Source organism: Pseudoalteromonas sp. SG44-17, from assembly GCF_014164235.1.
GTDB classification, from domain to species: Bacteria; Pseudomonadota; Gammaproteobacteria; order Enterobacterales; family Alteromonadaceae; genus Pseudoalteromonas; species Pseudoalteromonas rhizosphaerae.
In genome coordinates this window covers 20,768-43,072 of the sequence record NZ_JACJEV010000004.1, presented here as the reverse complement: position 1 = coordinate 43,072, position 22,305 = coordinate 20,768, and the positions used below count along the sequence as shown (strand labels likewise).

General features: G+C 39.7%; 17 protein-coding genes. 10 read left to right on the top strand and 7 right to left on the bottom strand.

Going from position 1 to position 22,305, the window contains the following annotated elements; genetic code table 11:
- Positions 1–190: 190 nt before the first annotated feature.
- Both H5182_RS04325 and H5182_RS04320 read right to left on the bottom strand, forming a co-directional pair.
- A complete protein-coding gene (locus H5182_RS04325; protein WP_145241174.1) occupies positions 191–1,243 on the bottom strand; it encodes an aldo/keto reductase in 1,053 nt (350 codons plus the stop codon).
- Between the two features lie 15 nt (positions 1,244–1,258).
- The gene (locus H5182_RS04320) at positions 1,259–1,690 is read right to left on the bottom strand and encodes a thioesterase family protein (RefSeq protein ID WP_145241172.1); all 432 of its coding nucleotides are present in this window, start codon (positions 1,688–1,690) and stop codon (positions 1,259–1,261) included.
- 146 nt (positions 1,691–1,836) lie between these two features.
- Here H5182_RS04320 and H5182_RS04315 point away from each other — a divergent pair, with 146 nt between their 5' ends.
- The 3 genes from H5182_RS04315 to H5182_RS04305 all read left to right on the top strand — a co-directional run bounded on the left by H5182_RS04315 (position 1,837) and on the right by H5182_RS04305 (position 4,858).
- On the top strand, positions 1,837–2,040 hold the full coding sequence (locus tag H5182_RS04315) for a hypothetical protein (protein ID WP_145241170.1): 204 nt from the start codon (positions 1,837–1,839) through the stop codon (positions 2,038–2,040).
- A gap of 66 nt (positions 2,041–2,106) precedes the next feature.
- Positions 2,107–3,159, top strand: a complete 1,053-nt coding sequence (gene dinB, locus H5182_RS04310; protein ID WP_145241168.1) for a DNA polymerase IV — start codon at positions 2,107–2,109, stop codon at positions 3,157–3,159.
- Between the two features lie 175 nt (positions 3,160–3,334).
- A complete protein-coding gene (locus H5182_RS04305; RefSeq protein WP_182718306.1) occupies positions 3,335–4,858 on the top strand; it encodes a leucyl aminopeptidase family protein in 1,524 nt (507 codons plus the stop codon).
- A 70-nt stretch (positions 4,859–4,928) separates the two neighbouring features.
- Here H5182_RS04305 and H5182_RS04300 read toward each other — a convergent pair whose 3' ends face one another.
- Positions 4,929–6,566 carry a methyl-accepting chemotaxis protein gene (locus H5182_RS04300; protein WP_182734626.1) on the bottom strand — a complete coding sequence of 546 codons (1,638 nt, stop codon included), beginning with the start codon at positions 6,564–6,566 and terminating at the stop codon, positions 4,929–4,931.
- 177 nt (positions 6,567–6,743) lie between these two features.
- Positions 6,744–8,969, bottom strand: a complete 2,226-nt coding sequence (locus H5182_RS04295; protein WP_182759591.1) for a S9 family peptidase — start codon at positions 8,967–8,969, stop codon at positions 6,744–6,746.
- Between the two features lie 116 nt (positions 8,970–9,085).
- Here H5182_RS04295 and H5182_RS04290 point away from each other — a divergent pair, with 116 nt between their 5' ends.
- Positions 9,086–9,481, top strand: a complete 396-nt coding sequence (locus H5182_RS04290; RefSeq protein ID WP_145241160.1) for an HIT domain-containing protein — start codon at positions 9,086–9,088, stop codon at positions 9,479–9,481.
- Positions 9,482–9,616: 135 nt separating this feature from the next.
- Positions 9,617–10,360, top strand: coding sequence for an ABC transporter substrate-binding protein (locus H5182_RS04285; RefSeq protein WP_145241158.1), 744 nt, complete (start codon positions 9,617–9,619; stop codon positions 10,358–10,360).
- Between the two features lie 67 nt (positions 10,361–10,427).
- On the opposite strand, the gene H5182_RS04280 is transcribed toward H5182_RS04285, so the two are convergent.
- Complete coding sequence (locus H5182_RS04280; RefSeq protein WP_145241155.1) at positions 10,428–12,128, bottom strand: dipeptidyl-peptidase 3 family protein; 1,701 nt, start codon at positions 12,126–12,128, stop codon at positions 10,428–10,430.
- A gap of 283 nt (positions 12,129–12,411) precedes the next feature.
- Here H5182_RS04280 and H5182_RS04275 point away from each other — a divergent pair, with 283 nt between their 5' ends.
- Positions 12,412–13,251 (top strand): HDOD domain-containing protein, encoded by an 840-nt coding sequence (locus H5182_RS04275; protein ID WP_145241153.1) that lies wholly within the window; start codon positions 12,412–12,414, stop codon positions 13,249–13,251.
- Positions 13,252–13,317: 66 nt separating this feature from the next.
- On the opposite strand, the gene rdgC is transcribed toward H5182_RS04275, so the two are convergent.
- Positions 13,318–14,229, bottom strand: coding sequence for a recombination-associated protein RdgC (gene rdgC / locus H5182_RS04270; protein ID WP_182759590.1), 912 nt, complete (start codon positions 14,227–14,229; stop codon positions 13,318–13,320).
- 121 nt (positions 14,230–14,350) lie between these two features.
- A complete protein-coding gene (locus H5182_RS04265) occupies positions 14,351–16,114 on the bottom strand; it encodes a HAMP domain-containing sensor histidine kinase (RefSeq protein ID WP_145241149.1) in 1,764 nt (587 codons plus the stop codon).
- 283 nt (positions 16,115–16,397) lie between these two features.
- On the opposite strand from H5182_RS04265, the gene H5182_RS04260 reads away from it, so the two are divergent.
- From H5182_RS04260 to thrC, 4 genes are all read left to right on the top strand, one after another.
- Positions 16,398–16,763 carry a response regulator gene (locus H5182_RS04260; protein ID WP_182731831.1) on the top strand — a complete coding sequence of 122 codons (366 nt, stop codon included), beginning with the start codon at positions 16,398–16,400 and terminating at the stop codon, positions 16,761–16,763.
- 230 nt (positions 16,764–16,993) lie between these two features.
- Positions 16,994–19,411, top strand: a complete 2,418-nt coding sequence (thrA, locus tag H5182_RS04255) for a bifunctional aspartate kinase/homoserine dehydrogenase I (protein ID WP_182759589.1) — start codon at positions 16,994–16,996, stop codon at positions 19,409–19,411.
- 9 nt (positions 19,412–19,420) lie between these two features.
- The gene (gene thrB / locus H5182_RS04250; RefSeq protein ID WP_182759588.1) at positions 19,421–20,347 is read left to right on the top strand and encodes a homoserine kinase; all 927 of its coding nucleotides are present in this window, start codon (positions 19,421–19,423) and stop codon (positions 20,345–20,347) included.
- Between the two features lie 18 nt (positions 20,348–20,365).
- A complete protein-coding gene (gene thrC, locus H5182_RS04245) occupies positions 20,366–21,649 on the top strand; it encodes a threonine synthase (protein ID WP_182718314.1) in 1,284 nt (427 codons plus the stop codon).
- The last annotated feature ends 656 nt before the right edge of the window (positions 21,650–22,305 follow it).

Here is a 22,305-nt window from a genome sequence, read left to right as displayed (position 1 = left end):
CGCTAATAATTTAAATCGAGTATACAATAACTAATATTTTGCGCTACTAAAGACTGGTAAGTTATTACGGTAAGTTAATTTTTTAATACTTTAGTGGTGTTTTTTTGATTCACTATTTGTGAGAAGTCGTTTTTCAAGTATTTTAATCCGGTGGAAAGCCCAAGCATTGATAATGATTGGGCTTTATTGATTAAAATGGCATTGGGTATTGCTTAAATACATTACCGATATCAGTTAGAGCTTGTTCACTTAATTCGATGTTGAACGCGGCAATGTCATCTTTTAGTTGTACCAAGCTGGTTGCACCAATAATTGAAGAAGTAACGCCATCAACTTGGTCACACCATGCAAGCGCTAATTGTGCTGGGGTTATTTGGTATTGCTGGGCAATTTCAACATAGTGGCTGATTGCTTGTTGAGATTGCGCTGTGTCACGGAATAAACCATTACGCTGCACCAGTGTCCAGCGGCTACCATCGGGACGTGCGCTATTTAAATATTTACCACTTAACATACCGCCTGCTAAGGGTGACCAAGGTAAATAAGCAATATCTTCGTGAATACATTGCTCTATTAGATAAGGCCAATCTTTAGCGTGTAATAAACTAAATTCATTTTGAATAGAGACCATGCGCGGTAAATTGTGTTGTTCACTTAACCGTAAAAATTGGCTAATACCCCATGGCGTGTCGTCAGAGAGACCACAATGTTTAATTTTACCAGCTTTAACACAGTCGTTTAAACCTTCAAGAATATCGAGCATACCCGCTGTGTGTTGCTCTGTATTAGCGTCACTAAAACGGATCATACCTGGCCAATGTTTGCTAAAGTGCGGTGATTGACGATTCGGCCAATGCAGTTGGTATAAATCAATTACATCGGTTTGTAGGCGTTTTAATGACTCGTCAACTGCATGAACGACTGCTTGACGAGTAATATCGCCGCCATCGCGTATCCAAGCTAGGCCATTGCCAGCAATTTTAGTGGCGAGCACAATATCGTCTCGCTTACCTGGATTACGCGCTAACCAATTACCGATAATTTGCTCTGTCTTTCCGTAGGTATCAGGAGTGGGAGGTATGGCATACATTTCTGCAGTATCAATGAAGTTTACGCCATGCTCTAAGGCATAAGCAATTTGCTCATCAGCATCTGCTTGATTATTTTGTACGCCCCACGTCATGCTGCCTAAGCATACACGAGACACATTTAGACCACTGCTACCAAGTGGGTTGTAACGCATAATGATTCCTTACTTTTATGATTCTCGGCTGTACTTATGTAATGCAGCCAATAATGGCTCACTTAATTGTGCTTTCTTACCCGTTTTAAAATTAAACATCACCACTTGCGATGACCCTAATGTAGTCAAGGCATTTTGCGCTTGGCTAAATACGCTGTAGTGCATCATAAAACGGTCTTTTTGAATATCACTGATGGTAACGCCTACCAACACTGTATCAGGAAATGTGACTGGACGTTTATAACGCGCGTTATTTTCACTAATCACAGGACCAATACCTGTTGTTTGTAAATCTTCGAGTAAATTTATTTGATTAAAAAAATCAATTCGAGCAGTTTCGAAATAACGAAAATACACCACATTATTGACATGTTGTAAGGCATCCATTTCTCCCCAAGCAACATTAATTGCTGTATGGATAGGATGTTGTTCTATAAATGATTGCATATTCTACAGCTCTTTAAAGTAAAAACGTAGATTAGCAATTGGTGCTGTTTAGCTCAAGAAAATTAGGAAAACAGTGAAAATGTGCTAGTTTTAGTAGTTCACGGTTACGTAAATGAATACTTTAATCTGATTTAAAGGAGCTAATTATGAATACAGTGACAGCAAAAATAATGAAACGCTTAGCGCTACTGGTGGTGATCTGTTTGGCATTCGTTTGTTATGCGATGGGCAATGCTTCTGGGATGGTGATACTAATCGTAGTTGGTTTTATTTTAGAAGGTGCTTTTTGGTTATTCGGTGCGAGGTTATTTAATCGTAAAAAGTCTTCACAGCAAGAATCATCGAGCTGATGACTTGCTAATAAATCAAACTTAATGAATAATAACTGTTCATTTGTACAGTGCTTGGTTTGAGGAATGAAAAAGTTTATTCATATTGACATGGATTGCTTTTACGCAGCGGTCGAAATGCGCGATAACCCCGCGCTTGCTAATGTACCTTTGGCAATTGGTGGCAATAGTCGCCGTGGAGTGCTCTCTACAGCAAATTACATCGCCCGCGAATACGGTGTGCGCTCTGCGATGTCTAACTACCGTGCTAAACAATTATGCCCAGATTTAGTGATTGTACCAGGGCGTATGCAAGTTTATAAACAAGCCTCTTCGCAAATTCGTGCTGTATTCCAGCGCTATACCGACCTTATAGAGCCTCTTTCTTTAGATGAAGCTTACCTTGATGTGACTGAAAGTAATGCATGCCATGGTAGTGCGACCTTAATGGCAGAGCAGATCCGCGCCGATATTTTTGCAGCCACCGGTTTAACTGCTTCGGCTGGAATTGCGCCGATAAAATTTATTGCCAAAATTGCCAGTGATGAAAATAAACCGAATGGTCAATTTGTAGTATTGCCTGAGCAAGTGGATGACTTTTTAGCGCAATTACCTTTGGGTAAAATACCCGGGGTCGGTAAGGTTACCCTTGAAAAACTCAATTTAAAAGGCTTATACACCGGTGCTGATGTGCGCGCTAAAGGGGTTAATTGGATGCAGCAACACGTTGGTAACTTTGGGGTCTCGCTGTATCAAAAATGTGCCGGTTTACATATTGGTAAAGTATCCACAGAACGTACCCGTAAATCGCTCAGTGTTGAGCATACCTATGAATATAATAAAACCAGCTTACAAGCGTGTTTAGATCAATTGCCAATATTATTGGCTGAGCTTCAACGTCGATTAACAAAACAGCAATTAGAGCAACGCATAAATAAACTCAGTGTCAAAGTCAAGTTTGCTAATTTTGTGGTGACATCGGCCGATCAAACTTGCCACCGACTTGATGAAACTATCTTGGCTGAGCTTCTGAGCAAAGCATATCAACGTGGCTTGCAGCAGCCAGTGCGGTTACTCGGTGTAGGAGTCGGTGTTAAAAATGAACCGCAGCAACATGTACAGCTGAGTATATTAGATTAAGATACTGCGCGCTATTTGCTTCAATAAATGATAAGTGGGCAGTGAGTAACTGCTGTATTTTACACTGTAACTCCAAGTTGCCAGCGTTATGTTAGCTCGTCGTACATTGCTGGCAATAGCTATTTAAATCAATGATAATAAGCTCCTACGTATTTTGACAACAGGACCTTTTTTTATGGCATATCCTCACGCAGTTGCAGCCCCGCAATTAGATAACGCAAAACATGATGCGCTTATTATTATTGCCGATAACTTTTCTGAGTTAGACGACCCGAATCTAAGCCAAGCTATTAAAGCGCAAATGGCGGTTGATGCACGTATTGGTAAGCAAGTCACGCTGCTTGTTGTTGATTCTAAAAGGGTAATTTTAGCGCCGACAGGTCCATTAAATCGTGATTATGACGATGTACGTCGTTATTTTGATGCAGCTAAATTGGCTATCAATGAAGCTAAAGCATCAGGCAGTACAAAACCTGCTATTTACTTACCACAAGCAAGCCAAGATAGCCGTTATCAGTATGCCTTAGAAGTTGCTTATCTTGGTGCTTGCCAAGCGTTGTGGCAGCCGCTTGAGGCGCGCGAGTTTCATGGTGAAAGCATTGAACCGATCACTCAAATAGCCTTGTTTGGTGCTAATGAGCAAACAATTAAAGCAGTAAATGCCATTGCCGCAGGGCAGTATGCTGCTCGTGATTTATGTGGCACTGAGCCTGAGCGTATGGCGCCACCACGTTTTGCTGATTACTGTGTAGATTTATTTAAAGGCAGCAAGGTCAATGTTGCAGTGATTGCAGATATTGCCACGATTGATAAAGAGTACCCGATGATGAGTACCGTGGCTCGCGCTTCATATGCGGTTGAGCGTCATCACCCTCGTGTTGTAAAACTTGAATATGTACCAGAGGGCGAAGTAACACGTACCTTAATGTTTGTCGGTAAAGGCTTAGTATATGACACCGGTGGTGCCGATTTAAAAGTGGGCGGGCATATGGCCGGTATGAGCCGTGATAAAGGCGGCGCAGCCTCTGTTGCTGGTTTTATGAAATCAGTGGCAGACTTTCAACCACAAGGCGTTAAAGTTATTGCTTACTTAGCGGTAGTTCGTAATTCAATTGGTTCTGATTGTTTTGTACCAGATGAAATTATTACTAGCCGTGAGGGCGTACGTGTTCGCATCGGTAATACGGATGCAGAAGGGCGCTTAGCTATGGGGGATTTACTCAGCGAGATGAAAGATTTAGCAAAAGGAGAAGTTAATCCTGAAATCTTTACGGTCGCAACGTTAACCGGACATGCAGCTCGTGCAATGGGACCTTACAGTGCATACGTTGAAAATGGCCCTGCACGTGCGGCTAATATTTCTCGTAAGCTGGCTGACAGTGGTGACTTATGGGCTGATGGTGCAGAAGTTTCTCGCAGCCGTCGCGAAGACTATGATTTTATTAAACCGCGTACTTTAGCTGATGACGTATTATCAAGTAACAATGCAGCATCAGCAGTTACCGCACGTGGTCATCAGTTCCCTATGGCATTTTTAGCTATTGTTGGTGGCCTTGATAAGCATGGTTGTGAGTCAGCACAGCCTTTACCTTATGTGCATATGGATATTGCCGGTAGTGGTGTTGAAGGTGGTGATTGGCAGCACGGTAAACCAACTGCAGCAGGCTTAAGCAGTTTATTTGCTCGTTACTGCTTATAATAAGCAGTATTAAATACAACAGCCCCGTCATATAAAATGACGGGGCTTTTTTGTAATTTGTTTTTGTTAATTAATCTAATTTAAAGCGATTAACCACATCAGTTAGCTGTTGGCTACTGTGTTTAAGATTATCGCTTGCACCAGAAAGTTGTGATGTATTGGCCAGAGATTGTTCGGTTGATTGCGATAGTTCATTAATTCGCAAATTGACTTCATCCGCAGCACTTGATTGTTGCTCAGTCGCACGGGCTATTTGACCATTCATATCGGTGATAACCGACACCAGACGTTCAATTTCAGTTAATGAGGTATTGGCAGAGCCAGCTTGTTGTACTGTGCTGGTGGATAATTGTTGGCTAGCTGTTACCGCCTCTACAGCCGCCTGTGCGCCTTTTTGTAATTTGGCTATCATCGCCTGAATTTCGTCTGTGCTCTTGCCTGTGCGACTTGCAAGAGTGCGTACTTCATCAGCTACAACGGCAAACCCTCGGCCTTGTTCGCCAGCACGTGCCGCTTCGATTGCAGCATTGAGTGCCAGTAAATTGGTTTGCTCCGCAATACCGCGGATCACGTCTAGTACCGATCCTATATTATTACTTTCTTGAGCTAAATCAGCGGTAACTTGACTCACAGTTTCAATGTTTTTGGACAGTGTTTCTATGGATTGAATTGTTTTAGCAACGACTTCTTTACCTTCAGATGCATTCACCGCGGCTTGGTTAGCGGCTTGTTCAGCCGCTTCGGCATTGCGACTTACATCATGAATTTGGTGGGTCATTTGCTCCATTGCTGCAGCGACTTGCGTTGAGCTATCGTTTTGCAGTTCAATAAAAGAATGATTGGTTTTACTCGCATCATCCACTGTTTGGGCATGCTGGTTAACATCATTGGCATTATTTGCCACTTGTTTAAGTGACTCACGCATTTTGGTAGTAAATAAATTAAAGTGGCGAGATAATCGTGATACCTCATCATTACCATTTTCATCTAAGGTTTGGGTTAAATCCCCTTCACCTTGAGAGATACTTTTCATCATATTTGCAGCAAGCCGAGTTGGCAGTAAAATACTTCTGGCGATTAAGTAACTTAAACTAATTAATAGCAAAATAATCACTGCGGCATTGAGAATAACTAAATTCCGTAAGCTGGCAAAAGCGTTATCAATAGTATCAATATAAACACCTGAACCGACTATCCATTGCCACGGGGTAAAACCTTTCACATAGGCTATTTTATCAACTGGTTGATCTTTACCTGGTTTAGGCCATTTGTAAGGGATAAAACCTTCACCACTTTGCTTAACTATTTTAACCATTTCAACAAATAACGGTACGCCATCTGGGTCTTTACTGTTGCTGAGTGATTTACCGTTTAATTCTGGTTTAAAAGGATGCATAACCATGGCTGGCTGAAAATTATTGATCCAGAAGTAATTGTCATTGTCATAGCGAATACTAGCTATTGTAGCTAGTGCACCTTGTTGGGCTTGTTGCTCGGTGAGTTCGCCGCTTTGTTGTAATGAATGATAATGGGTAATAACGCTATAAGCAGCTTCAACCAGATTTTTAGTTTTCGTATATTGGCCTGCTTTGAGTGAACCATATTGCTGAGTTAAACTAGTAATACTTAAAAAAAGTAAACCAACAACGACCAAACTTACCAAAATAGCTAAGCGCTGAAAAATAGTAAAACGGCGTAGGTACGACATAAAAAATCCTTTAGAAGTGCTCGCAGAAGGCGCGCATATATTAAGCGTAGTAAATATTACTTTAAAATCTAGTTAACTGTTCCTTGTTTTGGTCTAAAGTTTTTAAATAAATAGGATTATCATTAAGTCAAAAAAAAGGCTGATTTTTCAATCAGCCTTTATGCGGTCATTACTGATTTACTCTACATCAAAATGACGATTAAAGAAGTTAGTGATTGTTTGATGCAAGTGAGTTTGCACTTGTTTACCCCGTAAGCTGTGCTTGGAACCAGGATAAGTCATCATTTCAAATTGCTTTTCGTTATCTTGCAATTGTTTAAATAACTTAGTGGCATGGGTAAACAATACGTTATCGTCGGCCATACCATGGTAGATCATTAATGGCCCTTTCAAGCCATCTGCGTATGGAAATACCGCACTGTCTGCATAGCCTTTGGCATTTGTATCAGGATGTCCTAAATAACGCTCGGTATAGTGAGTATCATACAGTGCCCAATCAGTCACTGGCGCTCCAGATACGCCTGCTTGAAAATAATCACCAGCTTTAAACATGGTCATTAATGCCATATAGCCACCGTAACTGTGACCATAAATACCAATACGTTGTGGGTCAACATAATCAAGCGTACGTAAAAATTCGACGCCTTTTATTTGATCAGCCACTTCAACCACACCTAAATGTTTGTAAATGGCATCTTCAAACTTTTTACCACGATTATACGAACCACGGTTATCTAATTGGAACACTACATAACCTTGCTGTGCCATATATTGGAAATATAAGTTCTTGCTGCGCCAACTATTGGTTACGCGTTGTGCGTGTGGGCCGCCATAGACATTGACAAGAACAGGGTGTTTTTTACCATCATTTACCGTTGCAGGTTTAAATAAACGATAGTGCATCTCTTGACCATCATCAGCAGTCAAAGTGCCATATTCAGGCTCAGCTAGATCAGTAAGATAAGGAGTTAGTGGATGGTTTTCATCAAGCTTATTTTGTTCTAACCAAGTAACAAATTCACCGTTTACTTTACGCAGTGCAGCTGAGTTTGGCTTGTTGACCGATGAACTGTTATCAATAAAAGTTTTACTGTCTTTTGCCATTACCACATTGTGATAAGCACCTTGCTCAGTGATACGTTTAATATCGCCCTTTTTAAACAGTGGAACACTGTATAGCTGGCTTTCCAAAGGCGTGTCTTTGCGTCCGGCAAAGTAGACAATGCCTTTTTTCTCATCAATACCTTTTAAGCTATCAACCACCCAGTCACCATCGGTGATCTGACGCACTAACTTACCATTGGTACGATATAGATATAAATGCTTAAAGCCATTGCGCTCAGAGGCCCAAACAAAATGTTTTTTGTCTTTCAAAAACTGTAGATCAAAATGTAAGTTGATCCAGGTATCACTAGTTTCTGTTAAGGCGACTTTTTGCTCTGTTGTTTCGCTGTTATAAAAGCGCAATTCTAAGTTGTGCTGTGAGCGGTTTTGCCACTGATATGATAGGGTTTTGTCATCTTCTAACCATTTTGCACGGGCAATGTAAATGTCTTCGTCTTTACCTAAATCAACCCAATCAGTTTTTTGATTATCGAGCTTAACCACACCAAGTTGAATTTTTACATTATTAGTGCCGGTAAATGGGTAGCGTTGGTTAAACAGTTTCACTTCATCAGCGTAAATTTCATTGCGGATAGCTTCTTTAACTGGGCTTTCGTCAATGCGAGTGAAGGCTATTTTTGATTCATCACCAGACCACCAATAACCTGTCATTCGGCCCATTTCTTCTTGCGCGACAAACTCCGCCATGGCGTTTTTGATCACACCGCCGCCATCTTTACTCAGCTGAATTTCTTTACCTGATTTAAGATTTAGCGCATAAAGATTTTGTTCACGGACAAACGAGACAAAGTTTCCTTTTGGTGAAAAGCGTGCGTCGGTTTCAAATGCCTCAGTATCGGTCAGTTTACGGCTTTTTCCTGCTCCTAGCTCGTAATAATAGAGGTCACCATTAAGTGGAAATAACAAGGCTTTACCGTCTTTAGACCATTTGTATTCTAAAATACCTTTACCAAAAATACGTTGGCGCTCACGGCGTGCTTTTTCTTCGTCTGAGAGGTTTTCGGGGCCTGAAAAAAGTTTGGCAGAGTCGACTAAAATACGATTTTTGTTATCTTTTAAATTATATTCCCACAAATCATAACGGTTGTAATCGTCGCTTTTACCTTGCAGGTAGGTAACTCGGCTACCGTCTGGTGAAAACTTAAGCTGTACAGGTGCTTTACCCGCTAAACTTGGATCATCAAAAATACGTTCTAAAGTAAGAGGCTTAGCTTGCACTGTGATGGCTGTTGCCACCAAAGGTAGCAAGTATGAGAGGTGTTTAATTTTTTTTAACACGTGTTTACCTTCGCTCGAATAAAAACTGCAACGATGGTAAAGCCAAGCGTGGGCAACTGCAACTAAATGCTATAAAGTAGCGAAAATGTAATGCACTTAATTTGTAAGGAATAAAAATGACCGTTGAATTCTCTTTAGCCCCAGAACTTGCACGTGATTGTATTGAACTGGCCGATTGGCCATTATGCAAAGTGTTACTTATGAATGATAGTCAATACCCGTGGTTTATTTTAGTGCCTCGTAAAGCGAATTTAAAAGAGAGCATTGATCTAAGCGAGTCTGAACAGCTATTGCTAATGCAAGAGTCAGCGAAGTTAAGTCGGCTCCTCAAGGAGGTACTTAACCCAGATAAACTTAATGTCGCAGCGCTTGGTAACATGGTTCCACAGTTACATATTCATCATATTGCCCGCTATAAAACCGATGTCGCATGGCCTGCGCCAGTATGGGGGAAGTATCCCGCCGTGCCTTACAGTGAAGAGCAATTGGCACGTTTAAAAACACATTTTTAATCGTGGTTGAGTGTTTATATAACAGAATTTTATCATGGAATTATGACTTTTAGTTGGGTGAAAATAGACTATGCTTAGGGTCACTAAGTCGTGGCTGTTTATTACATTCAGTATATAAGGATTGCAAACTAACGGATGAAAGCTTTTGTATTGTTTACCTTGTTAATTGTATTTTCGCATCACAGTGCAGCAAATACATTTTACTTTGTTGGTACCACCTTTCCGTCGGTACTTGAAAAAAATGAACAAGGTCAAATAGAAGGCTTAGGCGCCGACATCGCAGGTGAGATTTGCCTGCGTTTAGGTTGCCAAATTAAAATTGATATTTTGCCATTTAAACGGGCGCTAAAAATGATTGAACTTGGCAAAGCTGATGCATTTATAGGCCCTTATAAGTCGGCTATTAGAGAGCAATATATGGTTTATAGTGAGGCTGCTTTCTATCAAGATCCGCTGGTTTTTTATGTCAAAAATAGTAATGAATTCCAGTGGCATAATAATTTAGAAACATTAAAAGAGTTATCGGTAGGATTAACAAGAGGTTGGAACTATGGTGACGATTTTGAGCAATATAAAAGTCAGTTGGAAGTTTCTGAAGTGGGTACTGTAGAAGCCAGTTTTTTGCAATTAATTCATGACCGTGTCGATATTATAGTGACTCATCCAAGAGCCGCACAGCCCGTTATTAAGCAGTTAAGTTTAGCTAATCAAGTTAAACAGTTACAACCGCCATTAATTGTTAATAAAGGCTATTTTGGTTTTTCAAAAAAACGTAATTTAAATGAGTTTATTACCTTATTCGATAAAGAATTAAATAATATGATTGCTAATGGTGAAGTAAAAAAAATGAGTGAAAAATATGGTTTAGCATTCCCGTAATAGCAATATTGAATTAAAAAAGGCGTTTTAGGTGAGCCCCTAAAACGCCTTTTTAGTATTAATTATATTATTCTAAACCTAACTCTTTCTTACCTTGTTTAAATGTGACATCTACAGGGATATTAGCTTGGCTTAGTTTTTCTAAATCTTTAGCAAGTTCCACTTTGATATCACCATGTGTGGCAATCAGTTGATCAACTTTCTCATAATCACCATCACCTTGTAAGGTTAAGATCAAACCAGATAGCTTGGCCATTGCTTGGCCCATTTTTTCCATATTTACGCTGTAAAGGCCTTGCTCATTTTTAGAGAATGCACCTTCTTCTGCGAAAAAGTTAAAGCGGATCATATTTGCTTTACCATGGGCACTTGATGCGCCAAAACGCACTGAGCGGAAAATACCGGCCATAAAAGTGATGTAATAATCTTCAAGTGTTCCCTCTGTGATCTCACCTTTTTTGAGTAACTGCTCAACCATGTACAAGCCTAAGATATCGGCTTTGCCTTCTTCTAAAGCACTGGCATGTTCTTGTAAAGACTGACGAACAGTGCCTTTACCTGTGATAGTATTTTTTATCCCTAAACCATGAGCGACTTCATGGAACATGGTATTGGCAAAAAATGCATCGAAAGTAATGTGTTTACGTTGCTCAGGAACAATTAACTGCTCAGCGATTGGCACCAATATTTTATCAAACTTAGCGCGCATAGCATTTTTCAGTTGTAAACGGCGAGTGCCTTTTTCAAGTTGTACTTGTTCGTCATTTGGTAAGTTAATAGCAATAGTTTTACTGCCAGCATTAGAATGGCCTGCGTAGTAAACAACATCATATGCATTTAAGTCCGCATCAGAGCCTGGCACTTCTTGTTTGTATTTGCCATCAACAGGGAGGCCTTTTTGTAGCTCTGGTAAAAATGCTGCAAATTTAGCAAGGCGCTCTGACCATGCTAAATCTTTCACTAATACATACGATTCGAAGGCTGCGCGAGAGCCGAACAATTGATCTTCATAGGTTTCGATTGGACCAATAACGATATCGATGGGGTTGTTCTTCATGTCCATCCAAGCAAAGTCTGATGCTTGATAATCATCGTTTTGTAGTGCATCTGCACGTAAATTCAGGTAACTAGCAAACTCTTTATCATCGGCAAGCTTGCTCGCCTCACGTAATAAGTTAGCCGCTTTTTCAAGGGCTTGAGCATATTCAACCGAATAGGCAACGCTATATAGCTTGCCTTGCTCATCTCGCTTAATGACTGAATACAGGCCATTTTTATCTGCTACGTCAGCCTTGTTTAGCTCTTCTTTAGTGATATCGGCTGGATAAAATTGAGCTCCGGCTGTTTTATCTTCATAGCCTGACAAAAAGACTTGATCGCCATTTAATCTATCCCATGGTCCATAGTTAATATCGGCAAATTTTTGTACTTTAGGATCATTGATTTTGGCTAAAAATGCCGCTTTATCTTCACCAAATGCTTGGCGCCAGAATAGATCATCCATAATTTTAGACGCATCAATAAGTTTTGCTATTAACGCTTTTTGGTTGTCGCTTAAATGTGATAAATCAGTCGTTAAACTAAAATCGGTATAGATATCAAGGCGACTAGTGTCAGCGTTAACAAGTTGTGGGCCGCTATCTTGTACTTGCTTAATTGAGGCTGCTGCGTCAGTTGACGCTTTAGGTGCGCTGGCTTGATCTGAACATGCACTAAGAAAAACGGCACCGGTGAGAATAAGTGCTTGGCTAATTTTATTGAGAGTCATTATATTGCCTGTTAAAAAGTAAGTTTAATTATAGATACCCTTGAGAGGGTATTTCGCTTCCTTGTTATGCCAGCATTAAAGCAAATCTTATGCGTAAATAGCAAGTTTCCTGTGTTGTGATGGTCTTAGCGAAGGGATATAAAGTGTAGTAGAAAAATAAACTAATATAATTTCTGTAATTTTCTTAACTTTAGCGGTAACTTAGACAATACTGTATTTATAAAAAATAAACATTCCATGGTTTGGGTGTATTAACAAATCAATACAAAAGGATGGCACATTTATGTCAACAGAAAACGCACTACTGACCATTTTGGTTGATCGTATAAATAATGACACGTTAGTTTTACCCACCTTGCCTGAGGTTGCGGTTCGTGTACGTCAAGCTGCCGATAATCCAGATGTAAACTTAGCGCAAATGGCTGATGTGATCTCTCATGATCCGGCATTAGCAGCACGGATGATAAAAGTCGCAAATAGTGCTTTTATGGGGCGAACAGTTAAAGTTTCTAATATAAATCAAGCGGTAACGCGTATTGGTCTGCGTCAAATCAAAAATATCGCAACAGCAATGGCGATGGAGCAACTGTTTGTTTCAAATAATGAGCTGATCAAAGGTTACATGGATAAGGCATGGCAGAAGACCTTAAAAGTAGCATGTCACTCAATTACTGTGATGGAGTTTTTCCTTAAGAAAAACAAGCAGACCTCATTGAATCGTGACACCATTACACTGGCATCACTAGTTTATAATATTGGTGTATTGCCTATTTTGACTGAAGCGGAACGTCACCCGGAAGTATTTGCCAATCCAAGCTTTTTAGCGCATGCGATTCAAAAGCTTAGCGGTAAAGTAGGGGGAGCCATCATGCGTGCTTGGGAGTTTACTGATGAATTTGTTGAAGTAGCAGAAAGCTGGGCCAATCCTAACTATCGCCCAGAGCATATTAGCTATGTTGATTTCATTCGTATTGGCGCGATTATGGAAGGTATTTTACAAGTTTCAGATAAGTCTGCAGCATTACAAACTTATATTGATAAAGGTGTGATCCCATCACTTGATATCTTCTCAAGTGATGAATATAACGATATGCTCGATGATGTGAAATCGGTATTTAGTTAAGTTAATTCGTCAGTTAAAAAAAGCGCCAATAGGGCGCTTTTTTAGTATTTAAAACTTAGTCAAAATTTAGGCTAAATCTTCCACGTCACCTAAACCAGCCGTAAGTTCTTCTAGCATTAGTTTAATTTCTTCAGAGGCGAGAATAAAGTCAGCATCAAGTTTGACCAACATATCTTCTTTAGGGATGTCGGCGTTTTCTTCTTTTAATGTTTCAGAGTAGCTTAAGCGCTTAATAGAGCCATCATTTTGCAGCATGAACTTCAGGCGCTCTTGCCAATCTAGTGCAAGTTTTGTTACTCGCTTACCGCTTTCAAGGTGCGATTTAACTTCATCACAGGCTAAATCATGGCCTTTAAGCTTAACTTGAGCACAGCTATCGTCTGCTTCTTCAAGCTCTGCGTCAGAGCCAATAGCAAAGCCCTCAGGTGTACTGAAGTTAGTTAACCAGTCCGTTAAAAACACATCTAAGTCATAGTTTGCAAATGCAGGAACTACCGGCAATGTACCTAGTGATTTGCGAAGTAGTGCTAGTAACTCTTCTGCTTTATTAAAGCTACCACTGTTGACGACTACCCAGCCATTTTCTTGGTCAATAAAGGCAAACTGTAAACTCGACTTTTTAAAGGCTTGCGGTAATAAGCTATGGAGGATATTTTCTTTGAGCTCGTCTTTTTCTTTTTTCTTAACAGGGCGATTTTCTTCTGCTTCGATAAGTTCTATTTTTTCAGCAACCATATCGTTGATAACGGATGCAGGAAGTACTTTTTCTTCACGTTTAGCACAAACCAAAATACTCTTTTGCGAGAAATGGGAAAGGGTATCACCATGTTTACCAAAGGCTTTGGTCCAGCCAAATGTACTTAAATCTTGACTACCGCAAGGGCGAAATAAATCTTGCTCTAAGGCTTTCTCAAAGTCTTCTTGGGTGTACGACACGTCTTGCTTAAAGCGGTAACAAATAAGGTTACTAAACCACATAGGGAGATTGATCCATTCGGTAAATTTACCCAATCATAACAATAAAAAGCTGATGCGCAAATGACTGATTGGCCAAACGTTTAGCAATTAAGCAAAGTGTTAGGCAAACAGTCTCGGCGCATTAGTTATTAAATATAGACAAAGGTTTTGGCATGTCTTTAGGGAAACTAATATGATAATGCAAGCCGTTCCCCGGTGAGCTTGTCGCATCGATTTCGCCGCTCAAGGTTTGCTTGACCAAATTGAAAGTAATGTGTGTGCCCAGACCACTGCCGCCTTGATCGCGTTTAGTCGTAAAAAACGGATCAAACAGTTTTTCAAGTTGCTGTTCGGTAACGCCATTGCCATTATCTTTAAAGTCGATAATCACTTGGTCATCTTCATCTTTAATAGCAATGTCTATAATGCCATTGCTGACACCATCGAATCCGTGGATCAATGAATTCATAATCAAATTGGTAAAAATTTGACTGATAGCACCAGCAGGTAGATTTAAGGTTAAATCTACCGGGCAATCTAAATTAATATGATGACTGGTATTTTTTATCTTAGGGTGTAATGAGCGAATAATTTCACCTAGATATTCTTTTAGGTTGATAGTTCGCACAGCTTCACTGGCTTGATCAACCGCAATTTGCTTAAAGCTGGCAACCAGCTCTGAAGCACGGTCTAGGTTAGTGGTTAATAGGCTAGTACTTTGTTTGGCATCATTAATAAACTCCTCAAGTGCTTTAGGCGAGAGTGTTTTCTCTTTGTAAGCGTTTTCAATTTGTATTAAACGCTCTTGCAAAAAGGATGTGGCAGTAACCCCTATACCGACCGGGGTATTGATATCGTGGGTAATACCGGCAACTAAACCACCCAAAGCGGCCATTTTTTCTGAGCTGACTAAACGCTCTTGCGCCATATTGAGTTCATCAACATAACGTTGCATTTCAGTTTGTTTAGTTAGTAGCTCTTGCTCAGTATGGCGACGCAAATCAACTTCTTCGGTGAGCGTTAGTTTTTGTTTTTCCAACTCGTATTTTTGTTGCTGTAAATCCATCATAGCTTGACTTAAATTTGATGTTTTACGTGCCACTTCTTGTTCAAGTTGTAGATTTTGCTGATCGAGCTTTTCGTTACTTATTATCAATGCTTTTTGAGTTTGTTCAAGCTCTTTGCGGTATTGCACAACTTTATCGATCAACTTATTGAATGATTGTTCCATTACTTTTAATTCGTTGTGCTCAGTTGTTTCAATTTCGATATGTTGACCTTCGAGGTCATCTAATTGAAGATCTTCAATTTGCTCTGTTAGTTGTGCTAGAGGTTCAGTGAGTAGTTTTCTAAATGCCATTAAGAATAAGATGATTAAAAATGTAGTTTTGATCATCGCATTGCCAATTAAAAAATAAATTGAGATCATAATGCGACTAAATACCACTTCTCGGCTCGAAAATAGCGTGACATCACCAACTTGGGTGGCGCGGCCAGAAAATTCAAAGATCAATGGAAAGGTATAACCGAATAAGCCAGATGGAGTATCTTCGATAATCGCTTCTTCTTGTACTAATTGTTGGCTATATAGCTCGCGAATATCGAGTGAGCGACCTAATTGTGAGATTATCTCGCCGCTATCATCACGTACAATAATACCTTCAATCATTGGAATTGCTAATAAGCCTTCTGCTGTGGTGATGGTTTGTTTAGTGTTTAGCTCCCAAATAGCACGGGTTAAACTACGACTAAATGTTTTTTGTAAGGTCGTCAGTTCGTCACGTATATAATCTTTCGTGTTTACATATTCTGCAATAACTTGCCCGCACGTGACTACAAAAGTTAATAAAAAGTAGACGGATAACACGCTGGTAAGTAGCTTTTTTGATAGGCTTTTTTGTAGCATCGGTGGCCTATAGCTCCTTTATTTTTTTTACAAAGCTTAATTAATACCCTAGCAACGAGTACACTCAGTATTAAAGTTAGCTAATAAATGTTTAAAAATAAATAAAATAATCTTATTTAACAGTACAAACATTGTTAATTTTTCTTTTTTTAGCAAAAACTTAAGCTTATCGCTGTTAAATTTTTGTGTTATAAAATCACAACATTACTACAACATCGTTATTTATTGAGTGATAAGTTGTCTGCTCAGTAATCTATTATCCGTATTTTTAGTTGTCTATATTATGAATTTTTCCGTACTGGTGTGTGATGATTCAACAGTAGCACGCAAACAAGTTATACGCTGTTTAAATGAGTGTATCTCAGCAGATATTATGCAAGCAAAAAATGGCCGTGAAGCGTTAGAGTTAATGCATATACATAACTTCGATTTACTGTGTCTTGACTTAACTATGCCCGAAGTTGATGGAGTACAAGTTCTTGAAGGTATTAAAGCACAAAAAATTGAATGCTTTGTGCTGGTAATTTCGGCAGATATTCAACTTGAAATGAAACAACGCGTCGCTAAGTTGGGAGCTATAGCCTTCGTTGATAAGCCGATAGATAAAACAAGATTAAATGAAATACTGCATAAATTTGGCATTCATTAGATTTCTTTATAATCAAAAGGCATAATTTATCTTTTTATTTGGGGTTGACAGAATAGCCCTGTTTAAGGCAGTCTAAGGGCTATGAAAACAAATAATCACGCATTGACCATTATTATTACAACCACCATTCTTACTGGATAGTGGCATAGGTCGGTGCAACAAATTTAAAGGCCTGTGTTCACAACGAACACAGGCCTTTTTTCGTTTTATGGGATGAGGAAACATAAAAAATGCGAGTATTAAAATTTGGTGGGTCGTCACTTGCTGACTTTGCCTGCCTACAACAGGTAGCACAGTTAGTTAAAGCACAATTAAAAGACGAAATGTTATTGGTGCTATCGGCTCCAGGTGGCATGACCGATTCATTGGTTGCACTGGCAAGCGCTGCTGAACAAGGACTTGATTATGATACACAGTGGCACGCATTAATTGAGCGTTGCCAAAGCTTAAAAGCAGCCGTTGAAGCTGAATATGGTAGTGTTCAAAACTGGCCTGATTTAAACGAACTGCAAAATAAGCTAGCGGGTGTCAAACTCATCCAATGTTGTCCAGATCAAGTGCGTGCTTATGTTATTAGTTTTGGTGAGCGCATCAGTGTATCACTGATGCAGTGTCTATTAAGCTCACATAACGCCCACTACCTCGAAGCAACCGATTGTATTGCATCAACTAATGGTCATATTGATGCAGAAGCTGATCTAGTGGCGAGTAAAATTCGTTTTCAAACGGCTTTAAAAGCTAATCCTGCGACTATTTATATTATGCCTGGCTTTACAGCTAGCAACGAACAAGGCCAGCTAACTACACTGGGACGTAATGGCTCAGATTATTCAGCCGCAATTGCCGCAGCGTGTTTAGAAGCTGAAGTATGTCAAATTTGGACTGACGTTGATGGTGTGTACAGTGCTGATCCGCGTTATATCAAAAAAGCCACTAAAGTTGATTTTTTATCATATAAAGAAGCTATGGAGCTTTCTTACTTTGGTGCCAAAGTTCTCCATCCTAAAACAATTCTACCGTGCGCTAAAGCTGGCGTGCCGTGTGAAATTAAAAATACCCATAATCCGGATGCACAAGGATCACTGATCAGTAATGATAATGTGTCATCGGAGCCGGTAAAAGCGTTATCTAGTTTACAAAATCTTGCGATGCTAACGGTTTCAGGCCCCGGCATGAAAGGTAAAGTAGGCATGGCATCAAAAGTTTTTAATGCCCTTGCTCACGATAATGTTTCGATTGTACTGATCACTCAATCGTCATGTGAATTTAGTATCAGCTTCTGTGTCCATGAATCAGATTTGCCATTGGCTCTTGAGGCATTGCAAACTGCGTTTGAGCTTGAATCACAGGCGGGACTAATTGAACCTGTACAAGTGCAGCGTAATTTAGCAATCGTTACTTTAGTGGGTGATAATATGCGCGCTCATAAAGGCTTAGCTGCTAAATTTTTCGCATCACTTGCCCAAGCACAAGTTAACATTGTCGCTATTGCCCAGGATTCAACTGAAAGTGCAATTTCAGCAGTGATTGACGGCGAGCTGTGTAATGATGCTGTAAAAGTGTGTCACGAAAACTTCTTCACTCATATCCCATCAATTGATGTATTTTTATTAGGCTGTGGTTTAGTTGGCCAAGAACTTATTAAGCAGTTAGAGCGTCAGCAAGCATGGCTTGAAAAACGTAATATCAAACTAAACTTGTATGGTGTTGCTAATTCACGTCAATTACATCTTGATAGCGAAGGAATTGCTTTTGACGATTGGCAGCAAAAGTTGGCAGCATCAGAACAACCGTTTGACCTCAAACTGGTTGAACAATTTGTTAGGCAAAATCATTTAATCAATCCAGTGCTGGTTGATTGTACGTCTTCAGATGCTTTAGCGGCTCAGTATGTAGGCTTTTTGAATGCCGGTTTCCACGTTGTGGCTGCAAATAAAAAAGCCAATACAAGTTCATATGCTTATTACCAAGATTTAATTACAGCAACGCAAAAAAATAATCGTAAGTTTTTATACGAAACAAATGTCGGTGCAGGTCTTCCAGTAATCGATAACTTACAGTCACTGTTTGGTGCTGGCGATGAGTTACTTGAATTTAGCGGAATTTTATCCGGTTCATTGTCATATATGTTTGGCGCATTGCAAGATGGTTTATCACTGTCTGAGGCAACCATTAAAGCAAAAGAGAGTGGTTTTACTGAGCCAGATCCACGTGATGATTTATCGGGCACTGATGTCGCGCGTAAGTTATTAATTATTGCCCGAGAAGCAGGTATGAAATTAGAGTTGAGCGATATCGAAGTTGAATCAGTGCTTCCTTTGGGTTTTGCCCAAGGTGATAACGTTGACGAATTTATGGCTAAATTGCCAAGTTTAGATGCTGCGTTTAATGACCGTATTCAAAGTGCCGCAAGTGAAGGCAAAGTGTTGCGTTATGTCGGTACTATCAAACAAGGCCACTGCAAAGTAGGTATTGAAGCGGTAGATGAAAAGCATGCTCTGGCTGTTATTCGTGATGGCGAAAATGCCTTAGCAATTTTGAGTGCATACTATCAACCACGTCCATTTGTTATTCGTGGTTATGGTGCCGGCTCAGCAGTGACTGCGGCCGGGGTATTTGCTGACATTTTAAAAACGTTATCGCGCTAGGAGAGTATAATGATCGAAGTATATGCTCCAGCCTCAATCGGTAATTTTGCAGTTGGTTTTGATGCCTTAGGTGCTGCGCTTGCTCCTATTGATGGCACGTTATTAGGTGATGTTGTTGCGGTAAGTCCTAGCGAGCTTGACGAATTTATATGCTCTGGCGATTACGCAGATAAACTACCAAGCGATGCCAGTGAAAATTTAGCGTATCAGTGTTTAGTGCATTTTCGTGAACATGTAGCGCCAACAATGCCAAGCGTTAAACTGGAATTAAAAAAGAACTTACCAATTGGCTCGGGTCTTGGTTCAAGTGCTTGCTCTGTAGTAGCCACATTTGCGGCGCTGGATCAGTTTGCAGGTACTGCACTGAGCCAAGTGCAGTTAATTGAATTAATGGCTGATTTTGAAGCGATTGTCAGTGGCGGTCGTCATTACGACAATATCACTCCGTGTTACTTGGGTGGTTTGCAGCTTACTGGTGATTTAATTCCAAATAAATCAATTGCTTTACCGGTTGATGAGCGTTGGTATTACGTAGCGGCTTTTCCTGGTTTTTCACTTAATACCGCTAAAGCGCGTTCAGTGTTACCAAAACAGCTAAGTATGCATGCGAGCGTTGAATTTGCGCAGCGCTTATCAGCGTTTAGTACTTTATTGTTAACTAGCCGATTTGATGAAGCACTCTCCATCATGAGTGATGAAATAGCGGAGCCGCATCGTGCGCCACTGATCAACGGTTTTAGTGAAGCTAAAGCGTCGCTGCCAGAGTTTGGTGCTGAGATTGTCAGTATCTCAGGTGCTGGTCCTACATTATTTACCGTGTGCAAAACGCTTGAAGCTGCACAGCAATGCGCACAGTGGCTTGAACAAAACTATATTAATGAGCAAGGCTTCTGCCACATTTGTAAACTCGATAACGCCGGCACGCGTCAGCTATAAGAATTTAAGGAACTAATAATGCAATTACATAATTTAAAAGATGATTCTCAAAAAGTGTCGTTTGTTGAAGCGGTTAAAACAGGTTTAGGACGTAATCAAGGAGTATTTTTCCCTGAATCGCTCGCGCCTTTAGCTGATGTTGATAGTTTACTCGATATGGACTTTGTTACTCGTAGCAGTAAGATTTTATCGCATTTGATTGGTGATGAATTACCTGCTGATACGGTTGCACAAATGGTGCAAAATGCCTTTAACTTTCCTGTTAAATTAGTTGAAGTTGAAGACAATATTTATTGTTTAGAGTTGTTCCATGGGCCAACGCTTGCATTCAAAGACTTTGGCGGTCGCTTTATGGCTGAGTGCTTGGCACAATTTAGCCAAGGTGAAAAAACCACAATACTCACAGCAACCTCAGGGGACACTGGGGCAGCTGTTGCGCATGCGTTCTATAACAAGCCAAATATTGATGTGGTTATCCTGTATCCAAAAGGTAAAATCTCATTAGCACAGCAAAAATTGTTTACTACTTTGGGTAATAATATCCATTGCTACGCTGTAGATGGTAGCTTTGATGATTGCCAAGCGATGGTTAAAAATGCCTTTTTAGATGATGAAGTTAAATCTCGTTTAGGTTTAAATTCAGCTAATTCTATCAATATAAGTCGCCTTGTTGCACAAGTATGTTATTACTTTGAAGCAATAGCGCAATTACCAAAAGAGCAGCGCGCCAAAGCACATATCTCAATACCTAGTGGTAACTTTGGTAATGTATGTGCGGCGATGATCGGTGCGGTGATTGGTTTACCGGTCGCTAAACTTAGCGCTACAACCAATCAAAATGACACTGTACCGCGCTTTATCCTTGATAAAAACTGGGCGCCTAATGCCACAATCGAGTCATTGTCTAATGCCATGGATGTGAGTAAACCTAATAATTGGCCACGTGTACAAACCATGCTTGATAACAAATGGTTTAGTTATGATGATTTTTATTCAACTAGTGTTGATGAAAATGATACCCAAGCAGTGATGAAAAAAATTCATCAAACAGGCTATGTTGCAGAACCACATACAGCGATTGCTTACCAGGGCCTAAAAGCTAACTTAGCAACTGATTCTGCTGGTATTTTTCTGGCAACAGCGCATCCGGCTAAGTTTAAAGAAAGTGTTGAAGAGATTTTAAATATTGAACTTGAAATGCCAAAACCACTAGCTGATGCATTAGCTAAACCATGCTTAGCCGAGGATATCGCAGATGATTACGACATCCTGCGTGAAATATTATTAGCTAAACTAGGTTAGTTTTTACCCGCTCAGTAAAACTAAAAATAAACGGCATATGTGAAAGCAATGTCGTTTTTTATTGCTTTAAATTGTACTTAATAGCAGTAATGGAAAATTAAACTATTGAACGTGAACGGCGGTTTAGCACTCGTAAACAAAAAATTAAAATGGCTATAAGGCAGATCATAATCCCTGCAAGTATAACTAATTCATTCGCTACCCAATGGATTAGGAGTAATCCGCACATAAATAAAATAAATGGTTTAAATTCATAATAATAAAAGTGTTTGTTAACTTTAATGCGATTTACTTTATGATCTTTACGCCGTGAATTTGAGCGTAATCGCCAAATGTTGGCACCATTGAAGAATAAAAAAATACCAATGGCTGTTGGTAAAACAGTGCTGAAAAGTAAAATGCAAAGTCCGCCAACAATGACATAACAATAAGGAATTGATTCGTAGATAGGTTTAGCTAGCATAGTAAATTAGTTCATCATCCATGATTACATTGGTATCATAATAGTGTAAACAATCGCGAATGCAACAGATTAAGGTATAAATAATGTAAATGTTATTTGCTTTTATTCATTAAAATTTCTGATGCTTTAATAAAAAAATATCATTACAAAAACACTGTGAATTAAATTCAATCCCTGTTTAAATATGTTCATC

What these genes read in the sequence shown, in the direction of transcription:
- H5182_RS04320 (WP_145241172.1), bottom strand. Translation starts at nt 1,690, where the DNA reads ATGCAATCATTTATAGAACAACATCCTATCCATACAGCAATTAATGTT.
- thrA (WP_182759589.1), top strand. Translation starts at nt 16,994, where the DNA reads ATGCGAGTATTAAAATTTGGTGGGTCGTCACTTGCTGACTTTGCCTGC.
- H5182_RS04280 (WP_145241155.1), bottom strand. Translation starts at nt 12,128, where the DNA reads ATGACTCTCAATAAAATTAGCCAAGCACTTATTCTCACCGGTGCCGTT.
- H5182_RS04325 (WP_145241174.1), bottom strand. Translation starts at nt 1,243, where the DNA reads ATGCGTTACAACCCACTTGGTAGCAGTGGTCTAAATGTGTCTCGTGTA.
- H5182_RS04290 (WP_145241160.1), top strand. Translation starts at nt 9,086, where the DNA reads ATGACCGTTGAATTCTCTTTAGCCCCAGAACTTGCACGTGATTGTATT.
- thrC (WP_182718314.1), top strand. Translation starts at nt 20,366, where the DNA reads ATGCAATTACATAATTTAAAAGATGATTCTCAAAAAGTGTCGTTTGTT.
- H5182_RS04300 (WP_182734626.1), bottom strand. Translation starts at nt 6,566, where the DNA reads ATGTCGTACCTACGCCGTTTTACTATTTTTCAGCGCTTAGCTATTTTG.
- rdgC (WP_182759590.1), bottom strand. Translation starts at nt 14,229, where the DNA reads ATGTGGTTTAGTAACCTTATTTGTTACCGCTTTAAGCAAGACGTGTCG.
- thrB (WP_182759588.1), top strand. Translation starts at nt 19,421, where the DNA reads ATGATCGAAGTATATGCTCCAGCCTCAATCGGTAATTTTGCAGTTGGT.
- dinB (WP_145241168.1), top strand. Translation starts at nt 2,107, where the DNA reads ATGAAAAAGTTTATTCATATTGACATGGATTGCTTTTACGCAGCGGTC.
- H5182_RS04305 (WP_182718306.1), top strand. Translation starts at nt 3,335, where the DNA reads ATGGCATATCCTCACGCAGTTGCAGCCCCGCAATTAGATAACGCAAAA.
- H5182_RS04285 (WP_145241158.1), top strand. Translation starts at nt 9,617, where the DNA reads ATGAAAGCTTTTGTATTGTTTACCTTGTTAATTGTATTTTCGCATCAC.
- H5182_RS04275 (WP_145241153.1), top strand. Translation starts at nt 12,412, where the DNA reads ATGTCAACAGAAAACGCACTACTGACCATTTTGGTTGATCGTATAAAT.
- H5182_RS04315 (WP_145241170.1), top strand. Translation starts at nt 1,837, where the DNA reads ATGAATACAGTGACAGCAAAAATAATGAAACGCTTAGCGCTACTGGTG.
- H5182_RS04260 (WP_182731831.1), top strand. Translation starts at nt 16,398, where the DNA reads ATGAATTTTTCCGTACTGGTGTGTGATGATTCAACAGTAGCACGCAAA.
- H5182_RS04265 (WP_145241149.1), bottom strand. Translation starts at nt 16,114, where the DNA reads ATGCTACAAAAAAGCCTATCAAAAAAGCTACTTACCAGCGTGTTATCC.